Source organism: Enterococcus malodoratus ATCC 43197, assembly GCF_000407185.1.
In the GTDB taxonomy this organism is placed as follows: domain Bacteria; phylum Bacillota; class Bacilli; order Lactobacillales; family Enterococcaceae; genus Enterococcus_A; species Enterococcus_A malodoratus.
In genome coordinates, this window is sequence record NZ_KE136482.1 from 472,900 (window position 1) to 489,073 (window position 16,174).

Here is a 16,174-nt window from a genome sequence, read left to right on the forward strand (position 1 = left end):
GAATGAGGATTTTACTAGGTGAAGATGAAGATAAAATGCGGGAATTATTGCGGAAATTCTTTGAAATGGAAGGCTACGAGGTTTTTGAGGCCAGTGATGGCGAAGCGGCTTTGGAAAAATTTTATGACGAAAAATTTGATCTAGCCATTTTGGATTGGATGATGCCAAAAATGAATGGGTTAGAAGTCGCACAAATCATGAAGCGGGAACGAAATATCAAGATTCTGATGCTGACGGCCAAGAACATGCCTGAAGATGAGGTTGATGCGCTGATGGCTGGCGTTGATGATTATTTAGCCAAACCGTTTCACGCGAACGTACTGCTGATTCGCGTCGCTAAATTATTGGGTGTGATTCGACAGGATATCAAGCAGCCTTTAGTATTTATTCCCAATGAAAAACGAGTTTTGCTGCATAACTCGGAGCTGACCTTGACGAAAAAAGAATACGAGATGCTGTATTATCTCTACCAAAATCAAGGCTTGCCTTTGACCCGCGAACAGATACTGTTATCTGTTTGGGGATTGGATAATGAAAATGACGAAAGGACCGTTGACAGTTTTATTCGTATCTTGCGCGACAAGATCGGCAAGGAATTCATCCAAACTGTTTATGGAATAGGCTATCGCTTTGAATTACCGAAAGAATAGTTTGACCCGTTCCTTTATCCAGCGGGTGGGAATCATTTTTGTGCTGATTCTTTTATTCGTCACACTGGTTTATCGTTGGGGATTTCCTACCTATTATTATTGGAAAATGGAGCAGCCGGTGAAAGAGGCCCAGAAAGCGCTGCAAAATGGACAAAACTATCAGTCTTCTGATGATCTTGTCGTGGTTCCCATAACTAAAGGGAATTCTAATCCAGAAGAATTAACGGATGACCTGACATTCCGTTTGGAGCGGGAAGGAATTTCCCTCAATCGATTCTGGGTGGATCAAACAACGATCGAGGCCGTAAATGATGGGCGTTCCGTCCAACGTCTATACAACCAAACCAAACAAAAGAGTGATTTTTACACGGTTTTTTCAGTAAGGGCAATATCTTATATCTGGTTGGAACCAGTATTCCTGATTTTAAGTCTGCGATCCATACGCTGCTGCCGCTCTTAGTCGCAGCCACTATTCTATTTCTAGTGTTGCTCTTCGGTTTAGTGATCGTTCTGGTTCGAAACCAGATCATTAAACCGATCAGCCGTTTGGAGCAGGCGACCCGCAGTATTTCTGAGTTGAATTTCGCGGACTCAGATATCCAGGAAGAAAATGAATTGGGCAGTCTAAGCCATTCAATCAACTTAATGAAACGTTCCCTTCACCAGCATGAATTGGACCTGCTGGAACGAAACGAACGGTTAAAGAATTTTTCATCTAATTTAGCACATGAATTAAAAACGCCGTTGTCAGTCATGCAGCTCTTAGTTGATGGCGAAGATATGGGGCTCGAAAATCCAACCTTCTTGCCTGATCTCAATCAGCAGCTAGAAGACATGAATCATTTGGTTGCCAATATTTTGGCTTATAGTCAGCAAATGCAAGAAGAACTCCCGCTTGGAACGATTGATATCCAAGCATTCGTTGAAAAAGAACTAACACAGCAGCGCTTAATCGCTCCAAAGTTTCAGATTGAGCTTCGTTTGGAGCCTTGCCGACTTCAAACAAATGAGCAGCTGTTGCGGATGGTTTTCATTAACCTGCTGACAAATGGAATGAAGTACAGCTTAGACAATCAAATAACGATCACTGGCGAAAAACTCGGCAGTGATTACCAATTAATCTTTAAAAATAAAGCAATCCAAATGACTGATCAGCAAATCGCTCAATTGAAAGAACCTTTTGTTGTAGGAGAAGAGTCCCGCAACAATCATCTATCTGGAACAGGCTTAGGCCTCTCAATCGTCGAACAAACTGTAAAGGGCTTAGACGGAAAAATGACCCTTCAGCAAAAAAATAATCACTTCATCGCAACGATTACTTTACCAATCAAAAAAGAGACCGTACTTAAATAAGTGCGGTCTCTTTTTTTGCACAAGTTTTGCATAATTGTATTCTATCATGTTACTCATAGGAGGCGAGGATATGAAAAATGAAACCAAGAGAAAGATCATCATAAGCATTTTAACGATTGCCTTATTGCTATCGGGAGGACTATTAGCTTCCTTCGCCACACAGCCAAAAGCGCAGGAACCCGCAAATTCTCTGAAGGATAACTCCTTCATTGATTCCAAAATAGATGACTATGCTGACTCTGATCAGCCCTCACATGGAATACCAAAGATTCGTTGGGAGAATAGCGAATCTGATCAAGCAACAATGAAACCCTTTTGGTGGCTATATAACGCTTTAAAAGAATCTGTCACTAATTAAAAGAGAGCAGGAAAAACAGCATGAATAAAAAAATATTACTAGGACTATTTCTGATTTTATTGGCTATACCCATTTATGCCTTTAAGATCGAACCAAATTTAGCGGTAGTCCATCACCTTAAGCTAGGCGATCAAGCGAAACCAGCAGAGTTGAAAGTCGTTCAGCTTTCAGACATACAAGTATCTGAGAGCTATGCCACCAATCGATTAGATAAGGTGATCCGCAAAGTGAACAAGGAGAAACCGGACATAATCGTTTTTACCGGTGACCTTTTTGATAACTACGCCAAATATCAGCACGAACAGGAAATTATCGAAAAATTAAGCAAAATGCAGGCCTCCATTGGCAAATACGCAGTCTGGGGCAACCATGATTATGGCGGCGGAGCAGCAAATATTTACGAGCGGGTGATGAACGCCGCGAATTTTGATGTCTTAAAAAATACTGGTGAAACACTGACCCTCAAAAATGGCAAAACACTTTTTATCGGCGGGCTAGATGATTCCTTACTGGGAAACCCATCAGTAAACGATACCTTGGCATATCGCGAAAAATATGACTATTCAGTTTTACTGACGCATGAACCCGATGTGGCCGATGACTTTGTCGGAACCAATACTCAACTAGTTTTAGCAGGACATAGTCACGGCGGACAAATCCGGATTCCATTTCATCCGGTGAAAAACGTTTTAGCAGAAAAGTACATCCGAGGGTTATATGAACTCAGCGATCACACCAAACTCTACGTCAATACAGGATTAGGAACAACTTCGATCCACGCACGATTCGGTGTACCGCCTGAGATTTCCGTCTTCGAATTGCATTTTTAATTTGATAAACGTTTTTTGAAGCTTTCTTTACTCCGAGAAAACGAGTGAACTATTTATCGTGTGAACGGTACACTTCACTTTCTGAATCATCGCTCATCTGTAAAATGATTTTTCCAGTGGCTCTTCCTGATTGGGAATAAGAGAACGCTTCTTCAATAGCAGCAAAGGGAACCACGCGATCAATCACAGGTTTGATCGTATCTGATTCAATTAACTGGCTTAAAACCTCAAGCTGCGCACCACTTGGCTTCATGAAAAGAAAGGTGTAAGAAACGCCCGTTTGTTTTTCCAACTTAGTTAATTTACGAGTGACGAATCCGAAAGCAAATTGTTTCCATAATGGCACACCAAACTCCTTACCAAATTGTTTGTTAGGAAGACCGGCGATGCTGACAACTTTTCCACCCGGTTTAATAATCTTAAATGCATCTTCCAAGGTTTTTCCGCCACGCGTGTTAAACACGTAATCATAATCAGAAAGCACTGCTGCAAAATTGGTTGTATGGTAATCAATTGGATAATCGGCGCCCAGTGTTCTAACTAAGTCAAAGTGGCCACTTGAAGTTGTCGTTGCCACATAGGCACCAAGGTATTTAGCAATCTGTATAGCAATTGTCCCGATTCCGCCTGATCCGCCTTGGATCAACACCTTTTGCCCAGGCCTGATTTTCATAATATCGTGCAAAGCTTGATAACTAGTCAATCCAACTAAAGGGATTGAAGCTGCTTCTTCAAAAGTAATATTCTGCGGTTTCAAAGCGATATCTCCTTTATCGACGGCGATATACTCCGCAAAAGTTCCAATACGGTCCTTTTGTACACGCCCATAGACCGCATCACCAACACTGTATTCAGAAACACTTTCGCCAGTTTCAACAATGATGCCGGCAAAATCACTTCCTAGAATCAACGGCATGTCATACTCAAGCAGCATTTTGATCTCGCCATCTTTCGTTTTTGTATCAATAGGATTAATGCTTGCAGCAACGATTTTCACCAAAACATCATTGGAACGAATTTTTGGAATAGCAGTTTCTTTTATGTAGGGTATTGGTTGTTTGTAGTTGTCAATAATTGCAGCTTTCATAGTAGTCATCATTAATATATCCACCTTTATCATTCAATAGTTCAAACGTTTAATCTTTTGAACGTTTGCTTTTTATGAGTTTAGTTCGTTGGTTTAAAAATGTCAACCAATAGTTGTTGACAGCAAAAAAAAAGTATTGTTTAATAGTTTAAAATCATAAACGCAATATAAAGGTATTGAGAAAGAGGCCTCCGAATGGCAGAACAAACACTAGAAATTTTTAAAAAGGGAATTCCAATTTTTACTATGTTGCAGGATGAGAACCGGCAACAGATTCTAGTAATGCTTTGTAAATCTGGGAAATTAACGGTTAATCAGATTACTAATCATTTATCGTTATCTAGACCTGCTGTTTCACATCATTTAAAACTAATGCTGAATGCTGGGATTCTATCTGTTAGTAAGGCTGGAACTGAAAGATATTACAGTGCCAATATGAACAGTACTCTGGATCTTTTAAAGGAGTTAACAGATTCTTTAGAGGAAGATATTAGAAATGGTGCGAAAGAGTAATACTATTTAGTATACTACGACAATAAACATCAATAATAAAAGGGCAAGGATCCTAAAGCAATGCAGCTGATATTTATGCTGCCAAACGATTATTTATGTCTATCGATGAAAAGATATCTCTTCTGAGGTATCTTTTTTCATTTTCTATCAAAGCATTTCCTTAGAAGAAAAATGGCAGGTTACGTTAGAATGGAGTCAAAATTGGAGAGGATGAATTCGATGAACAGTCAAAACTTAATCAAAGAGAATCTCTTAGATAAAAAAAGCCGAGTAAAATTATCGATTCTTCAGTTTCTGTCCGATAATCGCTTTTATATAACCAGCGACTATTTAGCTGAGTATTTTAACATGTCGCAATTGAATTTTTCTATCTATATCAAGGAGCTTGAAAAGGATATTCTCTCATTAGAATTATGCGAACAACCACTTTTGAAAAAGGCAAATTTCATCAAAATCAATTTGCCTTACACTGATCTTGCGGAATACTATTATCGTCTGTTAATTGACTATTGTGAGCAGTCCACAAATTACAATATTCTGCTCGCTTTGCTGAGAAGGGACACGAACTCCATTTTAAGCATCAGCGAAAAAACTAATTTTAGTGTTTCCTATATTTACTCTCGGATGAAAGCGATCAATGCCTTTCTTTTTCATTACGGGATCAGGGTGGACTTTTCTAAACCCGGAAAGAAAACGATCACGGGAAGTGAAGTGCAGCTTCACTATTGCATACTCGATATCTATTGGAATATTCATAGCAATATCGACCTGCACACCGATAAGGAACAATCACAACTCGTGTATTCAACCTTGAATATCTATGTCAAAAAAGAAACGATCCAAAATCTAGAAGGTGGAATGCTCGATAAGTTATTCTTGCTGATTCACTTATGCTTGAGGAATTTTCCGATTAGCTCAATCGAAATGATCCGCAAACAATTAAAAGCGACGCCCAACTCAGAATTATTTGTCCATCCCTATTTTGATATTCTTAATCCAGTGCCGCACTTAAGCAGTGAGTTGCGAACAACAATCAATATTCTTGCCAGATTATTACTTTCAAAGACTGAACCGAGGGGGATAAATTTCAAACAATACGAGGTGCTGAAGGAGAATGATTCACCTCATTTCGAGTATTCTGAAGAGCTGATAGATGCCTTTTCGACTGAATTTTGCTTGGTGATCCCTGAGGACGAAAGAAAAATCTATGTACTCAATTTTTTGAGAAATCAAATTTATTATGATGTGTTGACCGCAAATCATCCCAACACGACAATGGCTAGTTATAGCATTTACGCTGAAAAGAATCAAAATGATGTAAAGAAAAAAATCCAGCAATTCTACAAACGTTTTGTCTCAAAAAAGAGGAAGAGGTATCCATTTATTCAACAGCAAAACCAACAGTGGCTGCTTGAAGATCTGATTCATATTTATGATCGCTACAAAGAAAATGCACAAATTGTTATTGGGGTAAATTTTACTAGGGATTACTACATTAATGATGATTTATGCTCGCAGATCGAGCAGCATTTCGGCCCAGCAAATGTATTGCTAAAAAAGAAAGCGATGAAAACCTGCGACATCATTATCAGCGATTGTCCAGTAAACGATTTAGCAGAAAATACGAAGGTTATCTATTTAATCGATGGGGAAATTACCGCATCAAAAATAAAAGATTTATTCAATCAACTGTCCGATCATATTTTTGATTTGCGCCAAGTATAGTTTGCCCATTCTACAATTTACTCATTTTCCCAATAAAAATAGTAGAATCCATCTCTCTTTTTTTAATTAAGATAGAAAAAAAGAGGAGGGGAAAAGATGATTACTATTTTACTTGGCAACTCTTGTACTTCGTGCCGAAAAACGAAAGCTTGGTTTCAGGAGCATGACATTCCATTTGCTGCAAGAAATATTGATCATGAGCCATTAAGTAAAGAGGAGTTAAAACAAATTATTACGCTTTGTCCAAGCGGGTTTGACAAGATCATTTCAAAAAAATCGAAAATTTATAGAGCCTTGAACATTGATTTCGACGAACTATCCTTTAATCAATTATTGGTCTTGCTTAGTCAATACCCAAAACTGGTGAAAAGGCCTATTATCTACGATGAGAAAAAGATTCAAGTTGGTTTTAATGAAGAGGAGATCCGAACTTTGCTTCCAAAGGAAATCAAACACACAACCAGAAATTACTTATATAAAGTAAATACAACGATGCTCTATGAGGATATATTAGCTATGCAAAAGACAGAATTTTTCTAAGACGCACTCAAGAAAGAGGCATTCCAATAAGTGGATGCTTCTTTTTAAGTCATGGACATTTTTATCCTGTTCGTTAATATCTCTAAAAGCTGCTAGTAATCATGAAAATCTATTCAGATGAATAGATTTTCATGTTATTTTTTTGTTGACAAAAGAAAAAGAACTTGGTACAGTATTCGTGACAAATCGTAATTATTACGATTTGAATGTTGCAAAACGAAAAGGAGTCATTGCTTATGGCCAAAAAATCAAAGATAGCACAAGCAAAAAAACAACAGGCGTTAATTGAAAAGTATGCTGAAAAACGGCTAGAGCTAAAAGCAGCACATGATTATGCCGGATTGGCTAAGCTGCCGAAGAATTCGAATCCCAACCGGTTAAAATTACGCGATCAAATCGATGGGCGTCCTCGTGGATATATGCGCAAGTTTGGAATGTCGCGAATTAACTTTCGCGACTTAGCTCATCAAGGCCTGATCCCAGGCGTAAAGAAAGCAAGTTGGTAATTTAATCAAGCAAGGAGGAAACCGCGTGGCAGTACCAGCAAGAAAAACATCAAAAGCAAAAAAAAGATTGCGCAGAGCCCAGGATAATCTAAAAAAACCTGAAATTTCTTTCGATGAAAGTTTAGGCGATTATCGGCGTAGTCATCATGTATCTCTAAAGGGGTACTACAAAGGACGTAAAGTTATCGATAAAGAATAGGAGGCGTATTCTTGAAAATTATTTATCCCCCCTTAGTCGAGCAAAGCTTTCAATTTTATCAAGCGAACGATGAACAGGAATATAGCAAGAGCGAGCTATATCGTTCCATGGTTGAAAATCATATTATTTATGAGAACGGCGCTCCTACGCCTGAAGCGATCGAACAGGGATTGGTCCGAGATTTTTATGAAGAGCCGAATCTTTCCTTTCAAGATTTCTTAACGATTTATCCTATTTTTCAATCGTATGATTCGACTCTTTTTCAACGAATAGATGGATTTTGGGAAATTCCGCTCGATATCAAAAATGACCTATTAGGGAAACTAGTACTGGACGAAATTAGCTATGATGAAAAAATTCAGATTGAAGAATTCCTTGAAGATCGATAAACCAATTGGGGCAGGTGAAATGAATGAGACAAAACATTATTTTAGAATGCGTAGAAACAGGCGAACGCTTATACCTTACGAGCAAGAGTAAACGTAATACGCCAGATCGTTTGGAGTTGAAAAAATATTCTCCCAAGCTGCGCCGCCGTGCAATTTTTAAAGAAGTGAAATAAATTCGCAAAAAAAGGACATTCTCTATTGAGAGTGTCCTTTTTTTCATGTCCATAAATCGTCAATCACTGAACGTTTTTCTTTTTTGACGATATGGGTATAGATCTCCGTGGCTGAGGTACCACGCTGTCCCAAAATCTCACTGACCGTTTTCAGATTTTTGGTCTTTCTAAAAGCCATCGTTCCAACACTGTGCCGCAGCTTATGGGGGGTGGTTCGTTTGCCAAAGGCTGTGGAGTATTTGTCAATCATCTTTTCAATCGATCCGCCTTCCATTCGTTTGGCAACATTCTTATGTTTGGTCAAAAACAATGCAGCCACAGAATCGTCCGCATTATAGAGAACCTTTCTTTGATCGATATATTCCTGGATATAATCAATAAAGATGGGCGAGATCATCGCGTGATCCATGGTGTCGCCTTTACGCTGGACTTGGATATATAGACCATCATAATTGAGATCACTAACATTGGTATTGACTAGTTCTGATAATCGTATCCCAGATCCAAGAAACAAGGCCAAGATAGCCGTATCCCTGATTCGATTTTTTTCATAGGCTGTTTTGGCCTGGCGCGAGGTAAGGTTGTTTCCATACCCTTCATAAACAAATTCAACAAAGTCAATCGCATCAGAATCTAAATACAGCATCTTTTCAATCTTGTCTTTTCTGACTGCATCGGAAGCATCAACACCGCCATTTTCGATATTAACCATGATATTTCTCCGCAGCATTGGCCGAATGATATATTCGCCTGTCTGTTCGTCAAATTCCTCGACCTCCTCATTCGCTAAGTATTTAAAGAGGGAACGCAGGGCAGTGATGCTTCTCTGTACCGTTACTTTTAACCGATGCGTATTTCTTTCACTCAAAGGGGATTGGGCGACATCATTTTCCGTTTTTCCTTCAAAAGTCCGTTTAGGTGACTGATTCAAAAAGGACTTATATAAAACGATTTTATCTTTATTCAGCCGTTCAAAATCTTCTAAGCAGATTTCTGAAATATCATTAACAGAGATAATTTTCTCAGAGGTGAGCCAGGCAAGAAATCGGCGATATTCTTTTGAGTACTCATACAGAGTGTTGGTCGAACGGGGGATAGCTTCTAAATACAATAAATATTTTTGGATGAAGTCCGGCAATTTTTCAAATTCTTTTTCATAACGTTCTTTTAGTAATTCTCGACTCATTCGATTCAGTCCTTTCATTATAGTGGGAGAGGGATAGGAATCCCTAACTACAGTATAATTGGTATATACCTTTAAGTCAATTATAAAATAACGAATTTATCAATTGTTTGAAAAGAGGAGAGGTATCAAAAAACATTTACTATTACTGAAAAATGGTTCTTTCTATAAAGCTAAAGACTGCTATAAAACCACTATAAAATAACTGATAGAGAAATATAGAAAAGGGAGAGTCGCAAGAAAAAATGAACCGAAAGTATTTTTCAACTTAAGAAATCCATGATCAATTGCTGCCGCAAATTTACGTTAGTTGCTAACAATCAATTGAAATCTCTCAACAAAACCTTGATACATCGGTCTGTTCGCACATGCTAGTTCAACTAAGTTTATAAGACGTTTTTGCTTGAACTCGTGAACCAATTACTAGTATTTTAGTAAAATTCGCACAAGAAATAATCCGAAGCAATTCTTCGTAAAAGCCGCTTTTTAGCGCGGATCACTGTTTAAAAATCATGCTTTCGGGAAAATAGATATTGTTACGAAAACATGATTTCTTTTCATTTGTCGTTCTCGGCTGCTGATCCACCCATAATCTACTAAAAAGGCTTGTTACAACTGTTGACTAGCCATTATTATCTGAAACGACTGCTGGTGCTCACGTATATCAACACTAACAGCAATTTTCAGCTCTTATTGACCATATTCAGCTTCAAATTGCGGCCAATCACGGTTCTGTGATCATCTGGTGCATACAATCATACAACGAATCATTTGAACTCGTTTCAGATCGTTCATATAGATACTTCATCATAAACCTTGCTACTGAATGCTGATAAATTGATTTATGCTTTATGATTTACCAGTTTAGTTCCGAAAATAAAAATGCTAAACACTTTTAGTAAAACTTTTTGTTGTTGAAAAAAATACGATAAAAATCAAAAAAATTGCTGATCTTATAGGATTCCTGATTTAATCAGCTCTTCTATTTATGCTATATTATGGTTTGAGAAAAACTAACATTATTCTCAAACCATAAAGCGACTATTTCCTACTCTTAAATTGAAATAATCGGCAAATAGAACTTTGCTCTACAAAAAGTTGTATTCAATCTATTTTTTGAAGCTGCTTGATCAGCATCTACAAACGCAAAATAAATCCATAAAAACATAACCAGTCGTATGTTCTTATGGATCGTTTAAAGGATATGCAGTTGTTTCGCTTTTTCAATCGCGGTGACTCTGGAATTGACTTCCAATTTGCGGTAAATATTTAGTATATGGGTTTTGACTGTTGCTACGGAAATAAATAATTTGTCGCCAATCGCTTTATTGGTTAAGCCTTTCGCCATTTCAGCCAAAATCTCGCTCTCTCGCTCGGTCAGCAAAGAATCCGAGCTGGTACAGCACAGCTTGATTATTTCATGATGAAAATCTTTTTCCCGTGGTTCCAAATTTGCTTCGATTTCGTCTTTCAGCAGTTTCGTCAGCTCTTCGATTTCATTTCGAAAAAGAAAGAAGTCATTCAATATTCGATTTTCACTTCCATAGTATAAGCACTCGTGATAGATATTAAGCATTTGTCTGGCGGAGTCGCCTTTCATTTTCAGCAATGCTGAAAGTTTTAGCAGGTTGGCTTCAATAATTTTGGAATAAATACGCTGCTTGCGGCTTTTTTCCAAAATTTGATCTGCTATCGCTAGACACTCTTGATAATCCCCTCTTTTAAATAGGATCATGCCATAAAACAACCGATAAGCCATATTATGAAGTTCTGGGTGCGCCTCAAAAGCTTCGATGAACTGCTCTTCGTAATACCCAGGTAATTGACCAAGTTTTAAAGCATATTTCATGATGCCGGATTGTGTAAATGGATTGCTATAGCTTCCAGTTGCCCCGGTTTCTAACTCTTTAAAGGCTAACCAGCCTTTCTCTTCATCGCCAGAAAGATAATGCAGCTCGGCCAAATTGTACAAATAAGACGCGTGGATATGCGGATGTTTATTTGTATTGGCTTTTTTTAATGTATCTGCCGCTGCCTCCAGATTCAATTGTTTCAGATGGATACCGGTGATCGTGATAAAGAAACTGACTTGATAGGTCTCCTTCATCTTTGAATTGAACCCCATACCGTCCAGCTTCTGATAGATAGCTGTCAAAATGGCCAATCCTTTGTTTAATTCTCCGGTCTCCTCGCAAACTTGTGCCAGCAATGTTTGGTTAAAGTACAGCAAAAAGTTATTCTTGCTCTTTTGATTGAGCTTCAAGCTTGCTTCAATAAAATGCTTGGCCTGCTGATAGCTTTCCTTAAAGAAAAGAATCAATGCGCTTTTTAGAAAAATGAAGGCTTTCGAAACGTCATCCAATTTCAATTGATTGATTTCTTGAATAGTATTCGGTGTTTGCTCCGTTGTTAAATAATCTGATCCCAATAATAATTTGATTCCGCTTAAGGCGCGAATCTCTTTTTTATCAGGATATTTTTCTTCCAATGCTTCGATCAAATCGTGGCAATTTTCATATTCAAGATTGGAGTAATAGTAGACAAATTTTTGAAACGCGAAATCGATATTCGTCAAGGCAACTTCTCTCGGTATCTGCTCAATGTAATAAATCCGCCGAAAAGACTGTTCGTTTTCTACAATCAAATTCATGAGCTGCTGGTACTTGCCTAATTCAAATAATAATGCCACACCTTCATCCAAATAACCGTCTTCAATAAAGATCGCCGCGGTTTGATTTTTTAAGGTTGTCTGCTTCTCAACGGACTGCGCCTGAAATTCTTTCACTAAATAGTCTTTTAGAATCGGATGAAAAGTAAATTTTTGCTCCAGACGATCAATGCAGCTGATCATCAGATTTTTCTCCTGCAAGTCCTCGATCATCGCTGAAAAGTCGATCTCAGGAAACAGCTGTTGACTCAGATTAGGATAAACAAAAGGGAAATAACCAGTGATCACTAAAAATTCCTGTTCTTCTTTCGATAAGTTGCCAAGTATTTCTTTGGCTAGATATTCAGAGAGAATCTTATTTTCGAAGCGGATCTTTTGATTTTGCGATTGATTGATCTTTTTAACGGCCATCAATAATTTCAGTCCGCCGATCCACCCTTTAGCTGTCTTAAGTAAATACGTCATTGTTTCCTGAGAAAGTGTCTCTCGCGAATTTTGCTGGATAAAGCTCTCCCCTTCAACGTCGGACAACAGAAAATCCTCTTCCTGAAGGTACTGAAGCTGCTCCGCCAGTAAAAATTTGGTTAAGTATAACTCTGGCTGATATCTCGTTGTTATTACTACATACAAATTCTCCGGTAGTTCTTCTAAAAAACGCTCGAAGGAATGAAGCACTTCTTTATCATTTATCGTATGAAAATCATCCAGTACAAGGTAATCACTTGTTTCCAAAACTAGACTATCCGTTAAAAAGGAAATAAATTCCTCAATGTTCTCGGCATTCATTCCAGATTGAAAATAGACAAGCATTTCCTCTTTCATCGGACCTAATTGATCCTTTAACGTTTCAATCAGATAGCTCCAAAAAACGATTAAATGATTGCAGTCTTCATTCAACGTCAGCCATTGCCACCGATCAGAAGGCAGTTGATTGAGCTTTTCACGAATAGCCGTTGTTTTACCGTGTCCCGCACCAGCCTCCAAAACCATCAGCTTTTTTTGAAGTCCTGTTTGGATCTTCTCTGCCAACTCTCTTCTAGTAATAGAATTTTCAAGCGCTTCTGGTGCTTTAACACGATTGGTTGATAAGTGTTTTCGCATAAAAGTAGTCCTTCCACTAAAAAGTACCCTTAGTATATCAGTTTACTCAGTTGCGGACATACTCCTTTCTTGTTTTAGCTATCGCGATGATCATCAAAACGGCACTGATACCAATTAGATAGAATAGCAGCTGAAAATTGTCTCCATAACTTTGGCCAGCTTCGATATTTTTCACCAGCTCTAAGAATTGTTTTTGCGGCAGCCAATGGATCAGATCATTAAAGAATTTATTGCCATTATCCAATGAAAAGAAACTGCCGGATAGCAATGTAGTAATCATCATGATCATTGATCCTAGCATACTTGCGGTATCAGCTACTTGGAAAAACGACGCATTACAGACTGCGAAAGCCGTCGCAAACAGTGTGATCACACCAATTAAAATAGTATAGTTCATTAAAGAAAGACCAATATCAGTCAATCCTAAAAATGAAATACCCGCAATAATCAACAAGTTGGGAATAAACAGCACCAGCCATGCGAACAATGCGTAGTTCGCAAATAATTTGATAAAGCTGATTGGCGTCGTGATGATCCGTTCCATGATGTGCTTTTCCTTATCCTCACTAAACAGCAGCATATTCGTCACACTAAACATCAACAAGAACATCAGCATATAGCCGATTATCTTACTACCGGTCCCGCCCTCATTTTTTTGAATCGCCTTGATCGATTGCGGATCTTTTAAATAGTTCATCAATTCTTTTTTGTATTCTGCGCCTTTAAACGTCGAAATTACAGGCGTTTCTTGGCGCATATCGACAATGGCATCGTAGGTCCCTAATGCTAGTGCTGATTTATTCGGCTCTTTGGACAGTGGGACGATTTTTACTGTATCAGAAGCAACCTCCTGTTTAGGACCGCCAATTACTCCAATCTTGGTTGAAAAGTTTCCTTTGCTGCTGACAAAAACGGCTAGAAAAATGGAGACGAGGATCAAGCCCAACATGACAAATAGCCGCGCTTTATTCTGCCACGTTCTAGCCCAATCATTTCTGAACATCGCAATCATACATATTCCTCCCCGTTAAATAGAATCATTGATCCAGCCATAATCAAGCCAGACAAAATTAGCAGCAGCATAAAAACAGGCAAAAAATTCGCCGCGTTCTGATCGTAAATCATTTCAAAGACTGTCTTTGCTACTTTGGCCGTGGGCAGCCACTTGCTTATTTTGACAAACGTTTCGCCCAAATTAGCGACTGGAAATAAGAAGCCTGAAAGCATCGCCAAAGCGGCCGTCAAAATACTCAAAATTTGATTAGCGACGCCTTCACTTCTGAAAATGCAACACATCAAAACACCAATACAGCTAAACAGCAAATTCATCCCGATAAATAAAAGCCAGATTTGCAAGAGTTTCTCATCGCCGAAGCGTATCTGAAACAGAAAATGGCAGATCACAGCGGCGATGGTATAAAAGAACGTGGAAAAGATAAATGTCGCAATGACTTTTGAAAATGGGATAAACCAATTGCGAATAGGTGAATAAACAATTCGCAGATTGGCCCTTTTGATTTTTTCTTCCATAAAACTATTTGCCGAAAAAGTGCCTGCATACATCGCTGAAAACAACATTAGAGTGACGCCGTAATAATCATAACTAGTGAAATAGTCGCCATATAGCCCCTCCGTAAGAAAACCTAATATCGCCACTAATAAAAATGGGAACATCAAACTAAAGAAAATCCACATCGGGTTCGTTAATAGATTGATCGTGTCTCGCTGAATAATTTTAACTAATCGATACATCTTTTTTCTCCTTTCTTAATCTCTTAACGAGCGACCCGTCAAATCTAAAAAGATCGTCTCTAGATTTGCTTCTTGGACAAAGACGTTTTGAATTTTCTGCTGCAGACTGATCAGCTTGCCGATAATATGATCGAGATTTTCAATTCCTTTGATCGAAGTAATCCGCAATTCATCCTTATTTAACGTGACTTCCTTTACACCTTCGATTTGATAAAAGGTGTCCAAGGAAATATCATTGGAGTCACTGATCTCAATAGTGATCTTCCGCTCATCATTTTTCTCTTTTAAAGCCTCTTTGGTTCCTTCAGCAATGATCCGACCATGATCCATAATAATGATGCGCGAAGAGATTTCTTCCACTTCTTCCATATAATGAGTGGTATAGAGAACCGTCATTCCTTTTAACTGCATATTTTTGATCGAAGTCAGGATATGATTTCTCGATTGCGGATCAATCCCTACCGTCGGCTCGTCCATTATTAACAGTGCAGGCCGGTGGGCGATGGCACACGCGATGTTCAACCGCCGTTTCATCCCGCCAGAAAAAGTCGCGACCTTTTCTTTTCGATGACTAGTTAAGCCAACCGAGTTTAAGGCAAAAGTGACTCCCGCTTCTAATTCTTTTCCCTTCAAACCATACAAGGAGGCAAAAAATTGTACATTTTTTTCAGCCGTTAAATCCTCATACAATGCCAAGTCCTGCGGAACAACACCCAGCTGTTGTTTGAATGCCTGTAAATTCTGATCGATTGGATCGCCTTTGCAGGTAACTTCTCCGCGATCAAATCCAAGCGCGCCGCACAAAATATTGATTGTGGTGCTTTTTGATGCGCCGTTCGGCCCCAAGAGACATAAAATTTCTCCTTGATAGATGGAAAAGGATATTCCATGAATCACCTGTTTGTTTTTATAGCTTTTTTCTAAGTTTTTTACTTCGATTAATGATTTCATCAACGCTCTCCTCCTAACTACACCCATTGTAGAAAAAGTTCTAGTCGAATCCTATCCACCAAGTGGTTGATATTTGAGTATTAAAAAAGAAGCATCGGAGTCATCTACTGATCACTCCGACACTTCGGTTTCTATTTTTGCTGCTCTTTTGAAATTTACTAACGCGACAACCTTTCGCAAACTATCCCTCGTCTTG

General features: G+C 38.5%; 18 protein-coding genes. 12 read left to right on the forward strand and 6 right to left on the reverse strand.

Going from position 1 to position 16,174, the window contains the following annotated elements; genetic code table 11:
* Positions 1 to 2: 2 nt before the first annotated feature.
* From I585_RS12130 to I585_RS12145, 5 genes are all read left to right on the forward strand, one after another.
* Positions 3 to 650, forward strand: coding sequence for a response regulator transcription factor (locus I585_RS12130; protein WP_010742076.1), 648 nt, complete (start codon positions 3 to 5; stop codon positions 648 to 650).
* A complete protein-coding gene (locus tag I585_RS23660) occupies positions 631 to 1,110 on the forward strand; it encodes a hypothetical protein (protein WP_010742077.1) in 480 nt (159 codons plus the stop codon). Before I585_RS12130 ends, I585_RS23660 begins: the two co-directional genes overlap by 20 nt.
* Before the next feature lie 41 nt (positions 1,111 to 1,151).
* On the forward strand, positions 1,152 to 2,003 hold the full coding sequence (locus I585_RS23665; RefSeq protein WP_010742078.1) for a sensor histidine kinase: 852 nt from the start codon (positions 1,152 to 1,154) through the stop codon (positions 2,001 to 2,003).
* Positions 2,004 to 2,073: 70 nt separating this feature from the next.
* Complete coding sequence (locus I585_RS12140; RefSeq protein ID WP_010742079.1) at positions 2,074 to 2,361, forward strand: hypothetical protein; 288 nt, start codon at positions 2,074 to 2,076, stop codon at positions 2,359 to 2,361.
* A 20-nt stretch (positions 2,362 to 2,381) separates the two neighbouring features.
* Entirely contained in the window at positions 2,382 to 3,191 is an 810-nt protein-coding gene (locus tag I585_RS12145) for a metallophosphoesterase (RefSeq protein WP_010742080.1), read from the forward strand.
* Positions 3,192 to 3,240: 49 nt separating this feature from the next.
* Here I585_RS12145 and I585_RS12150 read toward each other — a convergent pair whose 3' ends face one another.
* Positions 3,241 to 4,278, reverse strand: a complete 1,038-nt coding sequence (locus I585_RS12150) for an NADP-dependent oxidoreductase (protein ID WP_172463198.1) — start codon at positions 4,276 to 4,278, stop codon at positions 3,241 to 3,243.
* 195 nt (positions 4,279 to 4,473) lie between these two features.
* Between I585_RS12150 and I585_RS12155 the strand changes: the two genes are divergently transcribed.
* From I585_RS12155 to rpmG, 7 genes are all read left to right on the forward strand, one after another.
* A complete protein-coding gene (locus tag I585_RS12155) occupies positions 4,474 to 4,791 on the forward strand; it encodes an ArsR/SmtB family transcription factor (protein WP_010742082.1) in 318 nt (105 codons plus the stop codon).
* A gap of 219 nt (positions 4,792 to 5,010) precedes the next feature.
* Positions 5,011 to 6,516, forward strand: a complete 1,506-nt coding sequence (locus tag I585_RS12160) for a helix-turn-helix domain-containing protein (protein WP_010742083.1) — start codon at positions 5,011 to 5,013, stop codon at positions 6,514 to 6,516.
* Positions 6,517 to 6,612: 96 nt separating this feature from the next.
* Positions 6,613 to 7,056, forward strand: coding sequence for a transcriptional regulator Spx (gene spx / locus I585_RS12165; protein ID WP_010742084.1), 444 nt, complete (start codon positions 6,613 to 6,615; stop codon positions 7,054 to 7,056).
* Between the two features lie 236 nt (positions 7,057 to 7,292).
* Entirely contained in the window at positions 7,293 to 7,562 is a 270-nt protein-coding gene (gene rpsN, locus I585_RS12170; RefSeq protein ID WP_010742085.1) for a 30S ribosomal protein S14, read from the forward strand.
* A 25-nt stretch (positions 7,563 to 7,587) separates the two neighbouring features.
* Complete coding sequence (gene rpmF, locus I585_RS12175) at positions 7,588 to 7,761, forward strand: 50S ribosomal protein L32 (protein WP_010742086.1); 174 nt, start codon at positions 7,588 to 7,590, stop codon at positions 7,759 to 7,761.
* Positions 7,762 to 7,772: 11 nt separating this feature from the next.
* The gene (locus I585_RS12180; protein ID WP_010742087.1) at positions 7,773 to 8,150 is read left to right on the forward strand and encodes a hypothetical protein; all 378 of its coding nucleotides are present in this window, start codon (positions 7,773 to 7,775) and stop codon (positions 8,148 to 8,150) included.
* A gap of 23 nt (positions 8,151 to 8,173) precedes the next feature.
* Entirely contained in the window at positions 8,174 to 8,323 is a 150-nt protein-coding gene (gene rpmG / locus I585_RS12185) for a 50S ribosomal protein L33 (protein ID WP_010742088.1), read from the forward strand.
* A 43-nt stretch (positions 8,324 to 8,366) separates the two neighbouring features.
* Here the strand turns inward: rpmG and xerS are convergent, their stop codons facing one another.
* From xerS to I585_RS12210, 5 genes are all read right to left on the reverse strand, one after another.
* Positions 8,367 to 9,509, reverse strand: a complete 1,143-nt coding sequence (gene xerS / locus I585_RS12190) for a tyrosine recombinase XerS (protein WP_010742089.1) — start codon at positions 9,507 to 9,509, stop codon at positions 8,367 to 8,369.
* A 1,192-nt stretch (positions 9,510 to 10,701) separates the two neighbouring features.
* Positions 10,702 to 13,275, reverse strand: a complete 2,574-nt coding sequence (locus tag I585_RS23850; RefSeq protein WP_010742090.1) for a LuxR C-terminal-related transcriptional regulator — start codon at positions 13,273 to 13,275, stop codon at positions 10,702 to 10,704.
* Positions 13,276 to 13,321: 46 nt separating this feature from the next.
* Complete coding sequence (locus I585_RS12200) at positions 13,322 to 14,287, reverse strand: ABC transporter permease (RefSeq protein WP_010742091.1); 966 nt, start codon at positions 14,285 to 14,287, stop codon at positions 13,322 to 13,324.
* Positions 14,284 to 15,027 (reverse strand): ABC transporter permease, encoded by a 744-nt coding sequence (locus I585_RS12205; RefSeq protein ID WP_010742092.1) that lies wholly within the window; start codon positions 15,025 to 15,027, stop codon positions 14,284 to 14,286. Before I585_RS12205 ends, I585_RS12200 begins: the two co-directional genes overlap by 4 nt.
* A 15-nt stretch (positions 15,028 to 15,042) precedes the next feature.
* Positions 15,043 to 15,978: an ABC transporter ATP-binding protein gene (locus I585_RS12210; RefSeq protein WP_010742093.1), complete on the reverse strand. Its 936-nt coding sequence runs from the start codon at positions 15,976 to 15,978 to the stop codon at positions 15,043 to 15,045.
* Positions 15,979 to 16,174 lie beyond the last annotated feature (196 nt).

Bases quoted from the DNA above. Each gene is read 5' to 3' on its own strand.
- I585_RS12145 (WP_010742080.1), top strand. From the start codon at position 2,382: ATGAATAAAAAAATATTACTAGGACTATTTCTGATTTTATTGGCTATA.
- I585_RS12150 (WP_172463198.1), bottom strand. From the start codon at position 4,278: ATGAAAGCTGCAATTATTGACAACTACAAACAACCAATACCCTACATA.
- I585_RS12200 (WP_010742091.1), bottom strand. From the start codon at position 14,287: ATGATTGCGATGTTCAGAAATGATTGGGCTAGAACGTGGCAGAATAAA.
- rpsN (WP_010742085.1), top strand. From the start codon at position 7,293: ATGGCCAAAAAATCAAAGATAGCACAAGCAAAAAAACAACAGGCGTTA.
- I585_RS12210 (WP_010742093.1), bottom strand. From the start codon at position 15,978: ATGAAATCATTAATCGAAGTAAAAAACTTAGAAAAAAGCTATAAAAAC.
- I585_RS23850 (WP_010742090.1), bottom strand. From the start codon at position 13,275: ATGCGAAAACACTTATCAACCAATCGTGTTAAAGCACCAGAAGCGCTT.
- I585_RS12155 (WP_010742082.1), top strand. From the start codon at position 4,474: ATGGCAGAACAAACACTAGAAATTTTTAAAAAGGGAATTCCAATTTTT.
- I585_RS12130 (WP_010742076.1), top strand. From the start codon at position 3: ATGAGGATTTTACTAGGTGAAGATGAAGATAAAATGCGGGAATTATTG.
- rpmG (WP_010742088.1), top strand. From the start codon at position 8,174: ATGAGACAAAACATTATTTTAGAATGCGTAGAAACAGGCGAACGCTTA.
- xerS (WP_010742089.1), bottom strand. From the start codon at position 9,509: ATGAGTCGAGAATTACTAAAAGAACGTTATGAAAAAGAATTTGAAAAA.
- I585_RS12205 (WP_010742092.1), bottom strand. From the start codon at position 15,027: ATGTATCGATTAGTTAAAATTATTCAGCGAGACACGATCAATCTATTA.
- I585_RS12160 (WP_010742083.1), top strand. From the start codon at position 5,011: ATGAACAGTCAAAACTTAATCAAAGAGAATCTCTTAGATAAAAAAAGC.
- spx (WP_010742084.1), top strand. From the start codon at position 6,613: ATGATTACTATTTTACTTGGCAACTCTTGTACTTCGTGCCGAAAAACG.
- I585_RS12140 (WP_010742079.1), top strand. From the start codon at position 2,074: ATGAAAAATGAAACCAAGAGAAAGATCATCATAAGCATTTTAACGATT.